13 protein-coding genes and 1 pseudogene are annotated in these 21,315 nt (G+C 39.7%); 3 read left to right on the top strand and 11 right to left on the bottom strand.

Features of this window, described 5'->3' with window-relative positions; all coding sequences use genetic code 11:
* The first annotated feature begins 35 nt into the window (after nt 1–35).
* Both nrdB and yfaE read left to right on the top strand, forming a co-directional pair.
* A complete protein-coding gene (gene nrdB, locus GQR54_RS01380; protein WP_165727486.1) occupies nt 36–1,166 on the top strand; it encodes a class Ia ribonucleoside-diphosphate reductase subunit beta in 1,131 nt (376 codons plus the stop codon).
* The gene (yfaE, locus tag GQR54_RS01375; RefSeq protein ID WP_166376314.1) at nt 1,166–1,438 is read left to right on the top strand and encodes a class I ribonucleotide reductase maintenance protein YfaE; all 273 of its coding nucleotides are present in this window, start codon (nt 1,166–1,168) and stop codon (nt 1,436–1,438) included. The genes nrdB and yfaE overlap by 1 nt, the downstream gene beginning before the upstream one ends.
* Before the next feature lie 86 nt (nt 1,439–1,524).
* On the opposite strand, the gene aldA is transcribed toward yfaE, so the two are convergent.
* Genes aldA through GQR54_RS01360 form a run of 3 tightly spaced genes read right to left on the bottom strand, consistent with a single transcriptional unit; the run spans nt 1,525 to nt 4,796 of the window.
* Nucleotides 1,525–2,973 (bottom strand): aldehyde dehydrogenase, encoded by a 1,449-nt coding sequence (gene aldA / locus GQR54_RS01370; protein WP_166376313.1) that lies wholly within the window; start codon nt 2,971–2,973, stop codon nt 1,525–1,527.
* A gap of 4 nt (nt 2,974–2,977) precedes the next feature.
* The gene (locus GQR54_RS01365) at nt 2,978–3,742 is read right to left on the bottom strand and encodes a 2,5-didehydro-3-deoxy-L-galactonate 5-reductase (RefSeq protein WP_033016439.1); all 765 of its coding nucleotides are present in this window, start codon (nt 3,740–3,742) and stop codon (nt 2,978–2,980) included.
* 31 nt (nt 3,743–3,773) lie between these two features.
* Nucleotides 3,774–4,796, bottom strand: a complete 1,023-nt coding sequence (locus tag GQR54_RS01360) for an alcohol dehydrogenase catalytic domain-containing protein (protein WP_166376312.1) — start codon at nt 4,794–4,796, stop codon at nt 3,774–3,776.
* Nucleotides 4,797–5,086: 290 nt separating this feature from the next.
* Here GQR54_RS01360 and GQR54_RS01355 point away from each other — a divergent pair, with 290 nt between their 5' ends.
* Complete coding sequence (locus GQR54_RS01355; RefSeq protein WP_166376311.1) at nt 5,087–7,042, top strand: CRTAC1 family protein; 1,956 nt, start codon at nt 5,087–5,089, stop codon at nt 7,040–7,042.
* A 70-nt stretch (nt 7,043–7,112) separates the two neighbouring features.
* Here GQR54_RS01355 and GQR54_RS01350 read toward each other — a convergent pair.
* The 8 genes and pseudogenes from GQR54_RS01350 to GQR54_RS01315 form a co-directional block, all read right to left on the bottom strand.
* Nucleotides 7,113–7,609 (bottom strand): annotated as a pseudogene (locus GQR54_RS01350) (helix-turn-helix domain-containing protein).
* A gap of 115 nt (nt 7,610–7,724) precedes the next feature.
* A complete protein-coding gene (locus GQR54_RS01345) occupies nt 7,725–10,088 on the bottom strand; it encodes an alkaline phosphatase D family protein (protein WP_166376310.1) in 2,364 nt (787 codons plus the stop codon).
* Between the two features lie 546 nt (nt 10,089–10,634).
* Nucleotides 10,635–14,102: a TonB-dependent receptor gene (locus GQR54_RS01340; RefSeq protein WP_166376309.1), complete on the bottom strand. Its 3,468-nt coding sequence runs from the start codon at nt 14,100–14,102 to the stop codon at nt 10,635–10,637.
* Nucleotides 14,103–14,567: 465 nt separating this feature from the next.
* Nucleotides 14,568–16,907, bottom strand: coding sequence for an alkaline phosphatase D family protein (locus GQR54_RS01335; protein ID WP_166376308.1), 2,340 nt, complete (start codon nt 16,905–16,907; stop codon nt 14,568–14,570).
* 67 nt (nt 16,908–16,974) lie between these two features.
* A complete protein-coding gene (gene galE / locus GQR54_RS01330; RefSeq protein ID WP_165740990.1) occupies nt 16,975–18,003 on the bottom strand; it encodes a UDP-glucose 4-epimerase GalE in 1,029 nt (342 codons plus the stop codon).
* 10 nt (nt 18,004–18,013) lie between these two features.
* Nucleotides 18,014–19,168 carry a galactokinase gene (galK, locus tag GQR54_RS01325; protein WP_166376307.1) on the bottom strand — a complete coding sequence of 385 codons (1,155 nt, stop codon included), beginning with the start codon at nt 19,166–19,168 and terminating at the stop codon, nt 18,014–18,016.
* Nucleotides 19,165–20,220 (bottom strand): UDP-glucose--hexose-1-phosphate uridylyltransferase, encoded by a 1,056-nt coding sequence (locus tag GQR54_RS01320; RefSeq protein ID WP_166376306.1) that lies wholly within the window; start codon nt 20,218–20,220, stop codon nt 19,165–19,167. Before GQR54_RS01320 ends, galK begins: the two co-directional genes overlap by 4 nt.
* A 12-nt stretch (nt 20,221–20,232) precedes the next feature.
* A complete protein-coding gene (locus tag GQR54_RS01315) occupies nt 20,233–21,315 on the bottom strand; it encodes a glycosyl hydrolase (RefSeq protein ID WP_165727475.1) in 1,083 nt (360 codons plus the stop codon).

The following is a 21,315-nucleotide window of genomic DNA, read 5'->3' as shown; positions in this document are numbered from 1 at the left end:
GCCCGCTTTTTCTGATAGTTTTTTGAGTGATAAACATGTCTTATACTACATTTAGCCGAAACCATAATAACCAAATGCTAGAGCCAATGTTTTTTGGCCAAACTGTTAACGTATCTCGTTATGACCAACAAAAATACCCAATTTTTGAAAAGTTAATCGAAAAGCAACTGTCTTTCTTTTGGCGTCCTGAAGAAGTAGATGTAAGCAAAGACCGTTTAGACTTTCAAGCATTACCAGATCACGAAAAGCATATATTTTTAAGTAACTTAAAATATCAAACTTTGCTTGATAGCGTACAAGGTCGTTCACCTAACGTTGCCCTACTTCCTATAGTATCGTTACCAGAGCTTGAAACATGGATAGAAACGTGGGCATTTAGTGAAACGATTCACAGCCGCTCGTACACGCATATTATTCGTAATGTTACGCAAGCCCCTGAACTTATTTTTGATGACATAGTTAGCAACGATAAAATCAGCGAACGTGCCGATGCTGTAACCACATACTACGATGACTTAATTAATTCAGTGTCGCTTTACAACCTTTACGGTGAAGGCAAACACGAAATTAACGGCAAAACAGTGATCGTTAATTTGTTCGAACTTAAAAAGAAACTTTACCTTGCCATGATGTCGGTAAATATTCTTGAAGCCATTCGTTTTTATGTAAGCTTTGCGTGTTCGTTTGCGTTTGCTGAGCGTGAATTAATGGAAGGTAACGCTAAAATCATTAAGCTTATTGCGCGTGATGAAGCACTTCATCTTTCGGGTACTCAGCATATTTTAAATATTATGCAAGACGGTAAAGACGACCCAGAAATGGCAATTGTTGCAGCTCAGTGCCGCGACGAAGCTATTAAAATGTTTGTAGAAGCCGCAGAGCAAGAAAAAGAATGGGCAGAGTACCTATTTAAAGATGGTTCTATGATTGGTCTAAACAAGCATATTTTATGTCAGTACGTTGAATACATTACTAACGCACGTATGACCGCTATTGGCTTACCAGCACAGTTTGAAAATAACAGTAACCCTATTCCATGGATCAATTCATGGTTAGTGTCTGATAACGTGCAAGTAGCACCACAAGAAGCTGAAATTAGCTCATACCTTGTTGGTCAAATCGACTCGCAAGTAGATGCCTCTGAATTTGGTGACTTTGATTTATAATGAGTGACAAGTCTACTGCAAGCATAACGCTTGCAGAAAACAGCCAGTGTATAGAATTTACCACTGGCTGCCCTTCTGTTTTACAGTGCTTAGAATCCATGAAAATAGACGTTGCGTATCAATGTCGCGAAGGTTATTGCGGCGCCTGCAGGGCAACGTTAGTGTCAGGTAGTGTTGAGTATAACGAAGAGCCACTGGCGTTTGTGCGCGAAGGCGAAATACTCCTGTGCTGCTGCAAGCCTAATGGTGACATAAGCATAAATTTAAAATAATTATGAACAAAATAAAAAGCCGATAATAAATTATCGGCTTTGTTATTTATAAATCAACGACCCAGGGAGATTGTTGTTTTATCATATTATTTTTCTTTTAAGTAAACGGTTTTCTTTTCTAGATATTGCTCTAAACCAAACTTACCGTCTTCACCGCCAAAACCACTTTGTTTCCAGCCATTATGAAAACCTTGATGCTGCTCACCCATACCACGGTTAATATAAACTTCACCCACTTCTAATTCGTTAATAGCTTTATTAATATCAAAAAAGTTTTGAGTGAATATATAGGCGCTTAAGCCATAAATACTGTCGTTACAGTACTGTATTGCTTGATCCATATCTTTAACTTTTACAATAGGGAGTACTGGGCCAAAAGTTTCTTCGTGTACTGCAATGTTATCTTGCTTAACGTCTACAAGTAACGTTGGTTCGTACCAACAACCACCTTCGAAACCCTCAACAGACGCAACTTTACCACCAGTGGCAATGCTTGCACCTTGCTTAATACTTTGTTGAACAATGTGATCAATGTTGTCTATTTCACGTTGATTACATTTAGGCCCCATTTGTGTATCTGGGTTCATAGGATCCCCAACACGAAGTGCTTTTACTGCTGGTATAAATTTAGCCATAAATGCATCGTACACAGACTCTTGAACATATAAACGCTCAACACAGGTACATACTTGCCCGCAGTTAGCAAAGCGACCCCAAAGCGCACCTTCAACAGCCTCATCAAGGTCGGCATCTGCCATAACAACCATCGGGGCTTTACCGCCAAGTTCAAGCATTACAGGCGTCATGTATTCTGCGCTAGTTTTATAAATTTGCTTACCTGCCGCAGTAGAGCCTGTCATGGTGATCATTTTAGTAATTGGGCTTTCACACAATGCTTGGCCAACAACAGAACCTGATCCATTAATAACGTTTAGCACGCCAGCAGGAATCCCCGCTTCGTTTGCTAAACGACCCAGCTCGGTGGTTGCTAAAGGTGTTTCTTGGGTAGGTTTTAATACAATAGAGTTACCTGTAATCAACGCAGGTCCAATTTTACGACCAGCCAATGCCAGCGGAAAATTCCACGCAGTAATACCAACAACTACGCCACGCGGCACTTTATGAATGTATATTTTTTCATCTTCGTTATCTGAAGGTAAAATATCGCCTTCAATAGTAAGTGCATGGTCGCATGCATAGTCAATAAAAGTCGCTGTTACGTCGACTTCCATTTGTGCAACTGATAGCAATTTACCTTGCTCTGCAACAAGCATTGGTGCAAGAATATCTTTATTTTCACGAATTTTATTAGCAAACACGCGCAATATATTTTGACGTGTGCGAGCTGTCAATTTAGCCCACTTTTTCTGGCCTACATTCGCTGACTCAAGTGCATACTGCGCATCTTCTATACAGCCTTTTGGTATTTCACCAATTTTTTTACCCGTAGAGGGGCTTAGTATTTCAATGATGCCGCTCGCTTTAGACGCAACATATTCACCGTTTATAAAATTTACATTATTATGGAAGTTCATTGAACTATCTCCCCATCCATCCGCCATCAACCAATAAAATAGCGCCGTTTACATAACTAGCAGCCTCAGAAGCCAAGAACACTGCGGGTCCTTTAAAGTCTTCAGGATTTCCCCATCGACCTTGTGGAATGCGCGCTAAGATGGCTGCATTACGCTCTTTGTCATTGCGTAATGCTTCAGTGTTATCGGTATCAATGTAACCTGGCGCAATGGCATTTACATTAATGCCTTTACCTGCCCATTCGTTAGAAAGCGCCATAACCAATTGCCCAATAGCACCTTTACTAGCTGCGTAACCTGGTACTGTAATACCACCTTGAAAGGTAAGCAAAGAAGCTGTAAAAATAACTTTACCCTCGCCATGTTCTATCATTTGTTTGCCTATTTCGCGGCTTAAAATAAATTGAGCATTTAAGTTAACTTCAATCACTTTATCCCATAAATCATCTCCATGCTCAGCCGCAGGAGCACGTAGGATTGTACCTGCATTATTGACTAAAATATCAATTTTAGGAAAATCGCTTTTAACATCATTAATAAAAGAATAAAGCGCATCACGATCACCAAAGTCACATTGATAGGCTTTAAAGTTTCGGCCAAGGGCTTTAACTTCTTTTTCTACTTCTGAGCCTTCAAGCTCTAAGCTTGCAGACACACCAATAATATCAGCGCCAGCCTGTGCTAAACCTAGTGCAATACCTTTACCAATACCGCGCTTACAACCTGTAACAAGGGCTACTTTGCCTTCTAAGCTAAATTTTTCTAACATATTATTCATTTTAATACCTTTATAATTTTTATTATTGTGGATTACATTCAACAAGCGCTTTCATGCCTTCTGGATTTCCATCCATACTCGAAAATGCACTACCAATATCAGTTAACGAACTAACCGAACTAATAAAAGGTTTAAGATCTATTTGGCCCGATGAAATTAACTCTATTGCCCAATCAAAATCTGCCGCTTCGTATACGCGCGCACCTAATAACTCCAACTCTTTCCAAAAGAATTGAAATAAATCGATTTCAGGTTTAACACTGTGAATAGCCACCATGACTATACGACCCCGACGCCCTGCTATTTCGGTCATAGCCTCTATTGCGGGTTTTACGCCTGATACTTCAAATACAACATCTGCACCTTTTGTTTGCGTCCAGCTATCTACATAGGCTGCTAAATCTTCTTCAATGGGATTAACCGATTTAACACCTAGCTCATTGGCAAAAGCACGGCGGCTTTCGTTAGGCTCAGACACGAGCACTTCTGCTCCAACACTTTTAGCAACCGCAGCAACTAATTGCCCAATTGGCCCGCCACCAAGTACAACCACTTTCTCACCCGCTTGTAAGCGCGAGCGTCGTACATCATGGCACGCAACCGATAACGGCTCTATTAATGCGCCTTGTTTTAAATCAACGCCTGCTGGTAATTTATGCAAAGTACGCGCTTTAACTGTCCAGCTTGACTGAAAAGCACCTGGCGTATCTATTCCCATAAACTTTAAGTTTTGACAAATATGCGTATGCCCTGCATTACACGTAGGACAATCGCCACACCAATCTAATGGACGTACTACCACGTTTTCGCCTACAGCAAAGCCTTCAACGCCTTCACCTATTTCTGCAACAACACCTGATATTTCATGGCCAATTGTTTGCGGAATAGACACTCGTTGATCCATTACGCCGTGGTATATGTGCATATCTGTACCGCAAATCCCAACGTATCCAACACTCAATCTAATCTCACCCGCTTTAGGTTTAATAGATGTGCCTTCAACAATGTTAAATGACTTGTTACCTATATATTGTGCAGCTTGCATATTTTTATACCTTCAAGAATGTTTAATTAAATAGTAACCAAGTAAAGCATCATTAAAACAATGCCGATACGAGGAATATCAAAGTGAACTATCACACCTTAATATGGTTTATTGTTAACAATTTACACCTAGGTATGTTGTTTGTAAAGCCACTATCAAAATTTAATATAACTTTAGAGCGCAAAAGCCAATACGTTAAAAAGCATTAAGAATAGTTATTAAAATTTACTTGTATGTTTTAATATCAACATATATTGTCAACAATTAACACGGTATAAAGAGGGACAATAATGATTAAAAACAAAAAATCTGCGCTTAGCGTAGTGATTATCAGCGCTCTAAACTTAGCGGGATGCAGTCAAAACATACAAACACACACGCCCAGTAGTAAAACAAATAACAACGTAGTCTTTTCTGACGTATCTGAACAAGCAGGTTTAATAACACAAAAAAATTGGAAGTATGGCGGCCCTACCATTGCAGATATAAACAGTGATGGTCACTATGACCTACTACTAACAAATCACGACACCACTCCTATTCGGTTATTTATGGCAAATGGCGATAATACATACACACTACAAGATAATATTTTTCCACGAGCAGATCTTCATGGGATGTCGGCCGGTGATTACGACAACGATGGCGATCTCGACGTACTTATTGCCCTAGGTGGCGGAAATGGCACCAAACCTAAACCACAACGATTACTTAAAAACAATAATGGCAAATTTGAAGATAAAACTGTTGAAGCTGGCTTATCTAAAATGGGAGCTCGCGGGCGCTCTGTGCGTTGGATTGATGTAGATGGCGATGGCGATCTGGACTTTATACAGATAAACGCCGAGAAATTAATTCACGAAAACTCGCCACGTAATATAATTTTTGAAAATATTGGTAACGGAAAATTTGCTCATCACCCCTCACCTTCTTTTGAAAATATAAAAGCCGAGCGCGTATTATTAACCGATTATAATAACGACAACATACTCGATATTTTTGGCTTCGATGCTTATAATAATTTAAGTATATACAAAGGAAATAACGACTTTTCATTTACTGATGAAACTAACAACGTTATTACAAATAACAAAGAATATAAAAACACGTTAGTTATTGCTCAAGCTGATATTGATAACGATGGTGATATGGATTACTACCTAGCTCGCGGTAAACCAAATTACCAAATAGCTAATAATAGTATCTCGTATAACAAAGAAAATAAGCGGTTAGATTTGCGCGATGAAGGTAACAAGAGTCACGACGGTATAACACTCATTACAGACAACACAAACTCAGGAAGCCTTATATTAAGTGACTTTTATCACTTCCCACGCGCCAAACTATTAAGCCAAATGGATGTATATATCGGAGAGCAAAAAAAATTAATTAATACACCTAATAAAAATACAACTATTAGCCAACAAAAAGCGCTCGGTTTTCCAACTAAGCTTGATAAAACCGGCTGGTACATTGGTTATTTAGGTAATAATAAATGGCGTGTTGAATGGGTACTTACAGATAACCTTGCATGGGATATACGTGCATCGTTCAAAAATGTAGCTGAATACCAAAGTGATTGGCAGCCACAAAATCAAGTCCTTACCGATGTATTACTACGTAACGATAACGGTAAGCTAGTTGATATTTCATCTAAATTACCAGCATTAACAAACAGTAATAACTGGGGTGTTGTACCAGGAGATTTTAATAATGACACTAAAATAGACTTTATGGTTTATCGCTTTGGTAAGTTAAAAGAGCGTATTTCTGATGTACTCTTAATAAATCAAGGCGATTACAAGTTTGAAGCAACAACAGTACATAATGCCAATACTGAAATAGGCCAAGATTCTCATGGTGATATGGGGGCTGCCTTTGATTATGACCAAGATGGTAAATTGGACCTACTCAGCGGTGATACAGACAACGGCCAGTGGCATTTGTATAAAAATACCACTGAGTTAAGCGACGCTCATTATACCCTTATAAGAGTTGGCTACTCAAAAAGTGGTATTGATCCGTATGGTGCAAAAGTACAAATTAAAACGCCAAGTGCAGCTCAATATCAAGTTATTGGTTCGCAAAGCGCATCTCACTCGCAAAGCTTACTTAATATTGTGCATTTTGGATTAGCACAAGCTGATACGCTTTCATCAGTTGTAATTACATGGCGAGATGGCAGCAAAAAAACGCTCACTAATGTTAAGGTAGACTCACTAATAAAAGTGGGTGAATTTAAGTAAGTCCTGTTTAATATGTACTAGCTCAGGCTTGATCTGACAGTTACCCATTTTTCTAATGATGACTGTTAGTTTAGATTTGAGCTAAATTCTTTTCTGCCCAAACCGTTTTTCCATCCAGTAATGTTTTAAGTGGTGTTCGACCGCAACATACTTTCCCTTGATGAGTCCGATCATTGTTGTAGTAATCCATCCATTCGTCCAGATCTTTTTATAGTTCTTCCTTAAGCGTATAGCTAACAATTGAACGAACACCACTACCTGAAAAAAACACGCCTAATTTACTAAGCTCATTGCTGCTTCTATGATGGCCGTGAGCAGGATAGTCAACTGCATATTTAATGACGGCTTGCTCTGTTTCTTCGTCAACGCGATTCTTTATATTTAGTGTACGGTGGTTCTTTTCGATTAACGCATCAATCCCCCCTCATTAACGAGTTCTTGATAACGATAAAATGTATCTCGTGATACGCCCATGACTTTACAGGCTCTTGATACATTGCCTAGTTCTTCAGCAAGGTTAAGTAAACCGGCTTTGTGTTTTATGGTTGGGTTGTTAGTGTGCAACATGAGAGTTACCTTTTTGTTTGTTTTGATTTAAAGATTCGACACCTTTATCAAAACGGGTAACTCTCACTTTTTTCAAGTTGAATTGTCAGATATTGTCTGAACTAATACATATAAGTTAACTTAATATATTTTTGCCTTTATTCTCTTGTTGATGAATAGTTACTGGCCATCCTGGATACTGATTACTTGCTTTACCATCGGCTATATCTATTAAAAACTTGTATGCTTCCATTGTGTATGTCAGCTTTTCAGAATCAAATGTAATAAAGCCAAAACCACTCCCTTTCTCATGTGCCTTTACATAACGATTACTGGATTTACCAACCTGTGGATTTCCTACCGCATAGACATAAATCTTATTACCGAAAGTGTCATTATATTCGCCAGTTTCTCCAAGGCCGTGTGCTGGCCGGTTTTGGTAAGGCATGCTCATCGAATCAGGTTTCCACCATCTTGGCCAACCGGCAGAAATAGCTGGCGTACAAAAAGCCCAATTGCTATCTCTTTGCTGGTTTACGCCATATTGCGATAAAGAACCTAAATGGGTATCTCCACAAATATGTAACGCCATAGAGTCACGCATTGCGTCAATTGCACGGTTACGTGCAGATGCAGGCCAACCACTCGAATCAAAATCATATTTCAAGAAGCGATCAGGCAAGGGCTGATGAGTAGAAATAGCAGCAAACACCGTTTGACTTAATACCGCTTTTAATTTATGTCCACGCCAATCATTACCCCACTTTATAAGAAAGTTCTCTTGGCGGTTTCCTAACAGGTCTAAGCCGGGGGGATTGAATATAGGATTATAAAAAAGTGGGTCTTCATCTTGTCCCGTTTCGCCAACCGCAACATTAATACGCTCTGGGCCACTTTTCCATTGTCTGTCGGCAAGAATCGCAAAACCGACACCGCCATATAGCATAGTGCCATAATACGAGCTAATACCATTAGTTGGCGTTGGATCATAAGGATCTGGATTATGGTTGAGAGTGGTTTTATGTATCATATTTACCACGCGTGCAGAATCAATATAACCACCTAATGCACTTGCTGAAGGGTCTTTGGAAATGTTTTCCATCCTTGCACCACCTTCCCCCCACAAATTACCTTGGAGTACATCATGATCATCGGGCAAACAAATTGTCGGTTGATTACGCATTACCTCTTTGAAAGCCAAGCCAAACTGATAGAATTTGCGTAAGTAATTTAAAATCGCTAAATTATCTGGAGTACGAATTACACCAAATCCGCCATGACTTTCATAAATTTGATCACCAGAAAAGAACACCAAATCGGGGTTTAGTTTTTCGACATTTTGAGCAACCGGTTGGTACGGAAAACCATAATCATTTTGACACGTGAGCGCGGCCATTCGTAATTTTTCACTCGCTGGGTTCGCTTTTATAATCCCTGAATATATATCTGGGGTTTGTGTACCATCTGTGTGTTTTTCACGGTATACAACCCGAAAAGGCGTATCGAGTGTTTCATCCCAATTAGCAATACGAAAGGTCGCCAACCAGCCATCATGGTCTATGACTTGCGAATCAATAGCGAGCCACTGATCATCACGCTGTATTTGTAGTTCTATTTGCTGATTATCTTGCTCACCTATAGGCCCTGTGTAAGCACTTAACTTCATCACAAAGCCTTCATCACTCAATGTATCGTTTAACGAATACATAGTCCAAAGTATCGGACCAAACGCTTGTTCATCTATTACTGAAAATGCTTCACCTTGCATGGTCCAATTACTAAATTTATATCGTGCGCCCAACTTGTCTTCAGGTGCATTTTCATATGTGACGGATGGAATCGAAAAGTTACTCACCAACGCCACATTGCCTAATAATTCAGTGGCTGCAGCCAAATGAGTGAGAGTACCTATCACTTTTCCTGACGACGTTAAACTAGCCGTTAACTCTAAAGCCATGGCACCTGATTGAGGTGTTCCAGTCAGCGTTAAAGTAACAGCTTGATCCTCTATCGGAATCGATATAGGCACGGTGTTATTGCCTAACAATAAATCGTTGTTTTTAATACCAAGGTCATAACCCTGCTGGACAAAACAATTACTACGGTATTCATTTAATTCACTTTTAGCACCAAGACGAATACCCGCGCCACCATCGTTGCTGTTTTGCTCTAAGCGAGACACTTGCACCGACATTGTAAAAGCTTGGTCAAGATGCGCTATTTGGTGAGTGAGTGAATGAACACTACGATTACCACCTCTACTTCTACATTCAGCAGCACCATTAACTACGCGCCAATCCTCCATTGGATTAGCCCAATATTGTTTTCCAAGCCATACTCTATCATACGTTTTATACCAATTATCATGATGAGATTTAGTACCGCGGGTAGTTGTTGAAGCCACTGTCCCAAAACTGCTAGTGCAACCAGAAATTCCTGTAGCAGCAACACCAGCAGCTAGCATTTTGAGGACTGAACGACGAGATATGTTTTTGTTCATAGTTTTAATCTCACAAATCAAATATTGTTAACAGTAAACAAACTATATTTGATTTTTTACTAAAGATCAGCATTTTTTTTCTAAAAACGGTTACAAATTGATAAAAGTTAATTGCAAGTATTATCAGAGATGTTTACCTAGACACTAAATATTTTACCTAGCTTGTTATAAAAAGGTATTATTGCTGATAGTTTTCTTAACCCGCCCTATATAAAGCTTTGTTTAGATAACCGATTAGAGCTTCCCACTATGAGAAAACTACAGTAACAATTTCTAAAATGAGATAGATTCTCCACTTTCAGTTAATAAATTTTTTGGGCTTGTTTATAAGTCATATCGCCTTTTTCTACAGCGTCGACAACTTGCAATTTAAAGCCTAATGAATAATCTCGTTGTGTTCTTTTAATCGGTGTGTTCTTTTAATCGGTGTATTATTTGACTTGGTCATAATAAGTCCTAAATGTGTAAACACATTTCAGGACGAGACAAGTAACAAAAGCCAAAAAGCCCGCAGCAATGCTGCGGGCTTTTTATTAGATTAAAAATTTAGAAATTAATACGGGTATTAAGTCTAAATGTACGTCCGGTATGATACTGGTAGACCGTGCGTGACTTAGTTGCATCCCCTTCTAGTGGGCTGCCTTCGGAGAACGTTTGGCCACCAGCATTTAAGAAACGACTCGTAAAGTATTGGCGTACGCCTTCGTCGGTTACATTGGCAACTTGTAGTGATACCGTCATGTAGTTATTTACTTTATAACTTGCAGAAAAGTCGAGCGTTTTACGTCCCTCTTCCCACAGCGATCCGTTTTCCCATGAGCGTTGTACAAGCTGATCGGTTGTCCCTTGGTAAGATAGACGTAATTGATGACCATCTTTTTCCCAAAAACCCGTTACGTTGTAGCTATGCTCTGGCGTATAGGCAACCGCCAATGAAGGAATTTTTACATTATTATCAATCGATGATACTTCTTGATCGTACTTACTGTCTTGATATGTATAGTTAGCCTGTAAGCCAAGGCCGGACCAAATACCCGGTAAGTTATCGTAGGTTTGCATGTATTGAAGCTCTAACCCTTTAATACTTGCCCCTTTACCATTTTTAATACGGGTAGTGTTAAATTTGGCACACATTTGCTCTAAGTCACCTGAATACATCCACTCTTTTTGATAATCCTGGCCACCTTGGAACCGTTTAGGCATACACCCTTCTAAGCTATCTTGGCCAGCAATCAGTACTAAATCATTTGGATCATAGGTTTCGCCTTCTGTTAAACCTACGTCACGTAAATCATCCATGTAAGTAACGATTGTTTCTGATTCTTCAAAGTTAGTCATATCTTTATAGAATAACGTCGCGGCTAATAAGCCGGAATCATTAAAGTACCATTCATAAGATAAATCTAAATTAAATGATTCAAGAGGGTCTAATTTAGGATTAGTCAGTGTAATTGAGTTATTACGATTTTCGCCACCCCATTGCGTTTCTCTCACTTTAAAACCAGGGCGAAGCGAGTCAATTTGCGGGCGTGCCATTGTTTTTGATGCTGCGAAACGAATAATGGTATCTTCACTGTATAAGTAATTTAGATTTAAACTCGGTAAAAATAAATCATATTCATGCTCATCCGTAACGGCAAAAGAGCGCAAACTTCTGTCTTCCGTTGGTAATAAATTTCCTGCTTCATCATAAACTCGTTCACCGTAAATCCAATGTTTTTCTGTCGAAACATCAGAATGACGCCATAAATACCACTCAGATTCAAACTCGCTACCTTGTATCGCGTTAGGATCATGACACGGGCCTTGATCTGGTATCCTAACATCATCAGTCTTATCATTGGTTCCTAAGGTGTCATAACCCAAACCATCCGTTCTAGACCAACGAATTTCTTCATTATAATTAGTGCCATAAAACGGAGTCGCTGCACAAAGCGGTAAACTTGGGTCACGCAGTTCTGCAAGCTTGAATGGATCCATTAAACGGGCATTATTTGATGGGTCATAAGCAAACTGCACACCTGATGCACCTTGAACTTCAACCGTTGTTTTAACATAACGAACACCGACATCACCACTAATGCGTCCATCTAATAACTCAAAGTTGAGCTTTGTGTAAAATGCTAGGTTATCGAATTCTGTATTTCTTGTATTTGAATTATCAGTATTAAATGCCACTTCTGGGCTACCTAACGCAACTTCAAACGCTTTGAAAGCTGAAAAGCTATTCCAACCATCAGTTACATTATCGCGACCATAACCAAGGCCTGCCATAAAATCATCTACTGGGAATTCATTGCCGTCCGTAACCATTGCCCCGGTGATATCACGTAAGCCACTGCCTAAAACCGCAGGTAATCCAGTATTTGGGTTTGTAATTACAACGCCTTCACCTACACTGTTAAAAGACCCTTGCTGTGCATCAACATACTTAGAACGTTTAGACCATTTAGCACCAAATTCGATTGAACGAAAGTTATTTGAATCTAGAACGTAGTCAAAGTCGACAAATAATGACTTTTGTTCATCTTCTACCCTATTTAAAGTTCTGCCCATGTAAGATAAATGCTGAGCATCTAATTCGTCAGGGTTAAACCCGGTAGTGCTATAGTTATCCCACAGGCTTTCTGGATCACCAAAGGTATTATTTTCGCCATAGTCAATTAAGCCCGTACCGGTTACTAAATTACACTTCCCACTAATACAGTCATAACCCACAGGTTCCATATCTTCAGGCGGAACATTTTTTAAACTCCATGCACTAATGTTTGCAAAATTTTGTAATGCTACATATACAGAATTATTGGGTATTTGCTCAGTTTTAGAGTAACCAACTCCCGCATCCATCGTTAATGAATCACTAAAATTATGGTTCATATCTAAAGAAAATATTTGATTGTTATTTTCAAAATCCCCTTCAGATTGCACCAAGCCACCACTGCCAAAGCGGTTAACAAATTTAGTAAATGTATTCGTTTCTAAATCAATGGTACGCCAGTCTTGTTCAGGATCTGTATATTCAGCAGTTACACCAGCCAAACCAGGGTCTTCACCTTCAACCAAGTTTTTAGTTTCTACTGAGCGGGTGTTAATTCCATGCATAGAATTATTTATATCTTGCTTACCAACAATAGCATTAAAGTTAAATTCAGTATTTTCTGTTGCGCGCCATTGTAAACCTAGACTGAAATTCACACGATCATTTTGACTTTCTTGATATTGATACTGTACGGCTCGAGGTGTAATACCTACAGCATTTTCAATAACATTACCGTTAGTATCTTTCGCTAAAGGGGATTCTAAGGCATACCAATCTGTTGCCGAGTATTGATCTTTACGATACGCATTGGTTTCTTTAACTGCTGTTACAACCACGCCAAACGTATCATCAAAAAACTTTCTTGAAAATGTACCCGACACTTTGTAATTATCTTCTTCTGATAAGTCATTGTAACGACCTTCGAGCGTCATGGTGTTTATTTCGTAGTTTAAATCTAACGGCTTAGTTGTTGTTAAATTTATATTGGCACCTAATGCCCCCTCTTCATGATCGGCACTTGGGGTTTTAACCACTTCTATTTTAGATAAGATATCTGAAGAATACTGCGATAAATCGACACCTTGACTATAACCTGTTGAGCCAAGCTGGACACCATTCATACTGATGTTATTTTGTTGTGAATTAGCGCCACGAACAGTCACCCGTGCGCCTTCACCATCAACAGATTGCACCGACACACCAGTTACACGAGAAAGCGCATCAGCGATGTTTTGATCAGTGGACTTACCAATGTCTTCAGCGTTTATGGAGTCAACAACGTTTTCAGCAAAACGCTTATCATTAATAGATTTTTTAAGACTGGCGGCTAACCCGCTGACTTCAATTATTTCAATATCGGCTTCTACTTTCGATTTTTCTTGTGTGCTTTCGTCTTGCTTGGCGTAAACCAATTGTGTTGCAAGTACTGCAGCTGTAATCGCGCTCAACTTGAACGCTTTGTTGATGATTGTCATGTGTGTTCCCTTTCTAAGGTATTATTATGTTGTCAGGTTAATCTTTTGTAAACAATAATATAATAACCAAACAATTGTCAACTGTATTTTGTTAACAATCTTTACTTAATTATAAAAAAGCAACTTAATGCGTAAGCATTAAATTGCTCTTAATTAACAGTGTTAAAGTAAATATTTACACAGAGTTTATCTAGGGCGTGTTGATCTTTGGTGGGTTAATTTGCAGCAGTATGTTTGGTTTTTAGGCAAGGCAGAGCCTATAAAGTGTGGTTATTCCCCATAAATAGGCGATAACGCAGCATAAATACCAAACATGCGCTGCCTGTTGGGTTCTTTCTAGGGACGATTAACTCTTTGTTGCTCGGTTTTTACTTAGCCCACTAGGTTACAAACCTCGCGCCGCGATTAAATCGCCCCTAGATTGAACAAATTTCAATCCACAAAGATCAACACGCCCTAGCCTAATCAAAATTCTTTTATATACGGCCAACCAGCAAACTGTTTGCCTATAGAAGGATCGGTATTCCATTCCCAACACTCTAACTGATAATATTTTTTAGCGTGATTTATTTTAATAATTCCGTAACCTTCGCTTTTTAAGTTTCGGTCTGCTAAAAATTTACCCCACGTTGTATTTTGTTTAGCAAAAAGCTTATGCGTTACTTTTGGATTAGCTGCGGCCAGTACACGCATTTTATTACCAAACGTGTCGGTAAAATCACCGGTATTTTTGTCGTTGTTTCGCTGATTGGGTAAAGGTGCGTGGGGTTCAAACCAACGCTGCCAAAACGCCGCACTAGCTGGGCCTGCAAAAAATAAGCTGCCATCATCAAAGGTATTTATTCCTTGGTAGGCAAGCAACCCGAGGTGTTGATCTCCCGCAATTACTAATGCATTAGCGTCACTTACTAGTTTTACTGCGCGTGTACGCCCATCCGCCGGGTAGCCATGTGCATCGTAATCTATTAATGCTTTGCCATTTTCATCGGTTTGAGGCGACCCCCACATGGAAGCTGTAATACATATTTTAGGTTTACCCGGGTGCATAGTTTGCCAGTCTTTTAAAAAGGCTTCTTGGCGTTTACCTAATAACTCACCCGTTGTGGCAAGCTTATTAGCTTTGTAGTCAGGTGGCGTTTTAAATTTACGATCCTCAACCATCGCAAAGCTAATTCCGCCATATTCAAAAGCGGCGTAGGCTACAGGAATATCATATTTAATAGGCGTAGGGTCGTAAGGGTCTGGATTGTGACCGTTTTGCATACGGTAAATCATTCTAACTAAGTCTTTATCCCACTTATAACCACCGTCTTCTTCTTTTGGCATATCGGAGTGCTCGGCTCCATCGCCCCACAAGTTACCTTGCAGTACATCATGATCATCAACCAAAACAAGTGTAGGCTTATCTTTTATACTATCGGCAAATGCCCAGTACCATAAGTACCATTTATATAAGGTATCTAGTTTGGCATCTTTTGTGTGCCGACCATAACGAGTTGGGTATGTTTCATAGTACTGATCGCCACAAAAAACATACATATCAGGGTTATGATAATTGGCATTTTCAACAAGCTCAGTGTGAGGGAATAAAATATTATCTTTGGTGTAACGCCCTAAATCGCGCTCGCTGCTAATAAGGCGCGTGTAATGTGTGTTGTCTAAGCTTTTGGAGGTAGGAATAATACAAGAGTACAATGCAATCGTGAATTCTTTAGTATTTTGTGGGTCCTTAGCAATAGTGCCAAAGTATAAAGTGTCTTCAGGCTTTTGTGGGTTAACAATTCTGTATTGAGCTTGTTTTAAATAGTTCCAATTACTTAACCTAAACCTTGCTACAAACCCATCTTCAATTTTTGCTGTGCCTGCATGCTGCCAATCCAATTGGTTTTCAAACTTATATTGCAGCTCTACGCGTGAAAATTCTTTAATATTAATAGGCATTAACTGACAAGATAACTTGAGTACCTGTTTATTAACGCTATACATACACCCCATAACCGGGCCTAAGGTATTGGCATTATTTAGAGTTATTTTACCGCCACCGGTTTCAATATCACTAAACCCCCAACGTGCGCCTGCTACAAAAGGCTCTGAGGAGCTTAATAACGAAATCCCCCCTTGCAGTTGATCTGCGGGTACTTTGTGAAGTACTGCAAATCCTAACTCCTGGGCTGTATTTGTGTTACTTGCCACAAGACGAATATCAAAATGGTGTGCATCTATTGGGTCTAAATGGCAATCGAGTGTTATTTTATCGCCGCTTTTATATTGTTGTATATTAAATGGAGCACGATTAATAATAGTAAAATCAAGCGCTTTGCTTTCATCATCAAACTGTCTAAATGATAATTTACCTAAACTGTCAAAGGCGGCAATTATTCCGCCATTTTCGCCACCAGCTCGCTGTGCTAAAGCAGCACCTTTAGCTGATAGCTCACCTTTGCCAATTCCTAATAAAAATCCACAAAAGCCCTCTTCATTCGGTGTTAAATTGCGTACGGTGGCTTTTATGCGCCCACTTTGTAATGAGCCATTAAGTTGCCTGGTGAGTAACGATACAGTACGCGCTTCAAAATCTTTTCCTTCTCGGGTACATAAAAGCTCATTACCTATACGCTGCCAATCTTGTAGTCTGTTGCCCCAAAAATGCTTACCAAGCCACACCTGCTTACTAAAATTCGTATTATCTAATGGCGCAGTTGAGGTTAAGTCACCTCGGTATGATGTAAATAAACCGCTGCAACCACTTAACAGGCTTGAACTTAGTAGACCAGCGCTGAGTTTTAAAAAACTTCTCCGTTTCATTTTAATCACCTTTATTATTGTGTGTGGATTAGGGCGCCTTGTGTAGACAGTGCTTTACATAAGGAAGTTATACATTTGGATAGCCATTAGGGTTATTACTTTGCCAGCGCCATGTGTCTTTCATCATGTCTGCGAGGGTATATTGACATTGCCAGCCTAAAACAGACTGGGCTTTAGATGAATCGGCCCAAAAGGCAGCTAAGTCGCCATCTCGGCGCTTTACAATGTCAAAGTTAATATCAACTCCGGTATACTCAATAAATGCTTTTACTATGCCAAGCACAGAATAAGGAGTACCAGTGCCTAGGTTAAATGCTTCATATAGACTGTGGTGTTGCTCGCCAAGCCATTTAAGGGCTTTAATATGACCATTGGCTAAATCACTAACGTGTATATAGTCCCGCTCACATGTACCGTCTTCAGTAGGGTAATCACCTCCAAAAATAGCTAATTTGTCACGTTTACCTACAGCAACTTGAGCAATAAAGGGCATTAAATTGTTAGGAATACCTAATGGGTCTTCTCCTATTTGGCCGCTAATATCTGCGCCAATAGGATTAAAGTAGCGCAGGCTGGCTACTTGCAAACCAGTATTTGAGGCGACTATTTCTTGTAGTATTTGCTCAATCATTACCTTTGTTTGCCCATACGGGCTTGCTGCACGCCCTAGAGGTAAACTTTCGGTATAAGGCACCGATGCGCCTTGTCCATAAACTGTAGCTGATGAGCTAAACACGAGTTTATCAACATTATATTTAAGCATGCATTGGCATAAATTTAAGGTAGACACCAAGTTGGTATAATAATACTCAAGTGGTTTTTCTATGGATTCGCCTACCGCTTTTAAACCTGCAAAGTGAATAACCGAATCAAATTTATGCTCGCTAAACGTGGCAGACAACTTATCGTTATCAAGTAAACTGGCGTGAATAAATTCAACTTTTCGCTTTGATAACGCTTCTACGCGAGTTAGCGATTCACGACTCGAGTTACTTAAATCGTCTATTACTACTACGTCAAAACCATCTTTTAATAAGCTTAAAACAGTGTGGCTGCCAATATATCCCGCGCCTCCTGTTACCAGTACTTTTTTCATTAGATTGTCCTTATGCTCTTATAAGTGATACACCAGCTGAAGGTACGCTTGTGTAAATCGTTTCTTTTAATCCTGTTTGTTGCTCGTACTGCGTTTCAATAGCACTAATTACATTCTCTACAAAAAAATTAGGAACAAACGCCACTACACAACCACCAAAGCCACCGCCCGTCATTCTTACGCCGCCGTGTTCATTAATTACTTTTGCGATAATATTCACAAGAGTGTCAATTTGGGAGGTGGTTATTTCGAACAAATCACGCATAGAGGCATGGCTTTGTGCCATTAGTGTGCTTAGTTTGGCTATATCGTTATTGCTAAAGGCTTGCATGGCTTCTAATGTGCGCGCATTTTCATACACAATGTGCTCTACACGCTTGGCTACTTCAACGCTTAATGTATGTTTTTTTGCCTCAAACTCATCAATACTTACATCGCGCAAGCTCGGTTTAGACAAAGCTTCTGCCCCTGCATAACATTGCTCTCGGCGTAAGTTATATTCGCTATCAAGCAAGCCTCGTTTAACGTTTGAGTTAACCATTAAAATAGTCATCTTTGGGTCAATGCTCACTTCAATTAAATCAAGTGAGCGGCAATCTATACCCAATGCTTGTCCTTGCTGACCACACGCCGATATAAGCTGATCCATAATTCCACAGTTGCAGCCCACAAAATTGTTTTCAGCGGCTTGTGCAATTTGAGCTATGTCTTTTCGCTCAATAAACAATTCACATAAATGATTAAATGCATAAGCAATACCTACCTCAAGTGCAGCCGATGAACTAAGACCAGCTCCTTGCGGGACATTACCTGTGATGCATATATCGCAGCCACTGAGTTTATGATTTCGTTTTTGCAGTTCATCAACTACGCCGCGAACATAATTACTCCACGTTTGCGTACTGTGGCTATTAAGCGGTTTATTTACTAAAAAGTTGTCGGTTTGGTTATCGCAATCAAGTGCAAGTACATTTACTACATCGTCAGTTCGAGGGGACACCGCAATGTAAGTAGCGTATTCAATGGCACAAGGCAGTACAAAACCATCATTGTAATCGGTGTGCTCACCAATTAAATTAACACGCCCTGGGGCTTTGACAACAAAGTCGGCATCGCGTCCAAAGTGGTTTGAAAAAGCTAACCGTGCGCTTTGTTCAACATTCATTTAGTGTTCTCTTTATAATGCGTTAGTGATTGTTTCTTCAAAATAGTGGCAGCTTGCTCGGGTGTAATATCACGCTGTGCTTCGGCCATCATCTCGTAACCAACCATAAATTTTTTAACACTGGCTGATCGTAGTAATGGCGGTAAAAACTGCGCATGTAATTGCCAAAATAAGTGGCTTTGACCATCATAAGGCGCGCCATGCCAGCCCATAGAGTACGGAAATGAACATTGAAATAAGTTATCGTAACGAGTTGTTATATTTTTAATAATTTCAGCTAGACTACTTTGTTGAGGGTCTGTCAGCTGTATCATTTGAGTAATCGCAAACCGAGGCAATAGCAGTGTTTCAAATGGCCATGCAGCCCAATAAGGCACAACCACCAGCCAATCATCGTTTACACAAACCACGCGTTCTTGCTTTTCAATTTCACGTTTTGCGTAATCAAGCAGTAAATTACTTTTATACTTTTCGTAATATCGTTTGAGGTTTTCGTGTTTACGCGCAACCAAACTAGGTAATTTATTTTGTGCCCAAATTTGACCATGTGGATGTGGGTTAGAGCACCCCATTACAGCGCCTTTATTTTCAAATACCTGAACCCATTTGTAAGTTTTTGATAACTCTATGCATTGCTCTTGCCATGTGCTTACTACATTTGTAACTTGCGAAACACTAAGCTCTGGTAGTGTTTTTGCATGATTAGGCGAAAAACAAATAACACGCGCAGTGCCACGCTCTGTATGCATACTAAATAGGGGTTCGGTTTGCTCCACATCAGGCACACCTTCACGCAAGGCGGCAAAGTCATTAGTAAACACAAAGGTGTTTTTGTAATCTGGATTTACTTCACCGTTAATACGCGTATTGCCTTTACATAAAAAGCAGCTTTCGTCGTATTCTGGTTTAACCTCAATATCTACACTTTCTTCTTGACCTTGCCATGGGCGTTTAGCCCGGTGTGGCGACACCAACACATATTCATTTAATAATGGGTTTAAACGCCGGTGTGGATGCTCTGTCGGGTCAAATTGATTTTGTTGCTCACTCATTCTTTACTTTCCCTAGTTACTGTTTTGAAAGGTACCGGCGTCGAGCACTTGCTTACGAGGAGTAAAACGACAAATATAGTTCCAGTTCCAACTGGCATCGTATTTATGGCACAACCCCCAGCTAATTCCAGGTGCTGGATTTTGCTCAAACCCTTGCGCTGGTCGATATAAGCCTATCGCTTCTGGACCGCCTTTTATATGCGCCATAATTTCAAAATTAATACCGTCCTGAGCAAATTGAATGGTGTTTTTTTCAGGGCCATCGGTTGTTAGCAAACTAGCAATACCCCCTTTATAATTCCAAACAACGACCTCATGACCGCTATTTGAAATAGGGTTATAAGGCGATTTAACATAAGGACCTAATACATCATCAGCAATAGCAACACCGTGTTTTATTTCACGACCACCAAAGTTCATTCCTTCACCTTGGGTTTCGCCTTTGTAGTACAAGTAAAATTTATTATTAAAAAATACTAAACATGGGTCGTGTACTTTATGACTATCAAAACTACCTTTAGCTGTTACTGCAAAACGACTGTCTTCATCACCAAGCCATTTACCATCTTTGCTTGGGCTTACAATCGGTTTTGGTGATTTTATCCACGGCCCAAATGCAGATTCAGAGTGAGCTATTGCAATATGTTCGTACTGACGATTTGTATAAGGTGTTTGTACTGTTTGATAAACCAAATAATAATGACCTTGGTGTTCAAACACTTCAGGCGTAAAAATTGCTCTGTCGTCGTAATCACCTGGTTTACCTGGGCTTACAGCTAAGCCTTGTTCTTGCCATGTAATACTGTCTTTTGAGGTGGCATGCCAAACTTGCGTTAAATCCCATGGAAATACTTTGTCATTCGGATTAGTAGAGTTAAAACCAACCGTTTCCCCCTCACCTTTGGTGTACCAACAATGGTAAACACCATCAATGTATAAAACAGATGAAGGATCGCGACGTATAACCCCTTCTTCATAGGCAAAATCACCCAGCAACGGTTCTATATCAAATTCTGTAAGCCACTGCGGGCCATATTTATCGTAGCCACGCTCTATTGCACGCTTACTTGCTAAACTTAATTTTTTATCAGACAT

It is taken from the genome of Pseudoalteromonas sp. Z9A4 (assembly GCF_011378845.1).
Lineage (GTDB): Bacteria > Pseudomonadota > Gammaproteobacteria > Enterobacterales > Alteromonadaceae > Pseudoalteromonas > Pseudoalteromonas arctica.
Note: the sequence above shows the minus strand (reverse complement) of the source record. Positions and strands in the feature narration are given on the sequence as shown.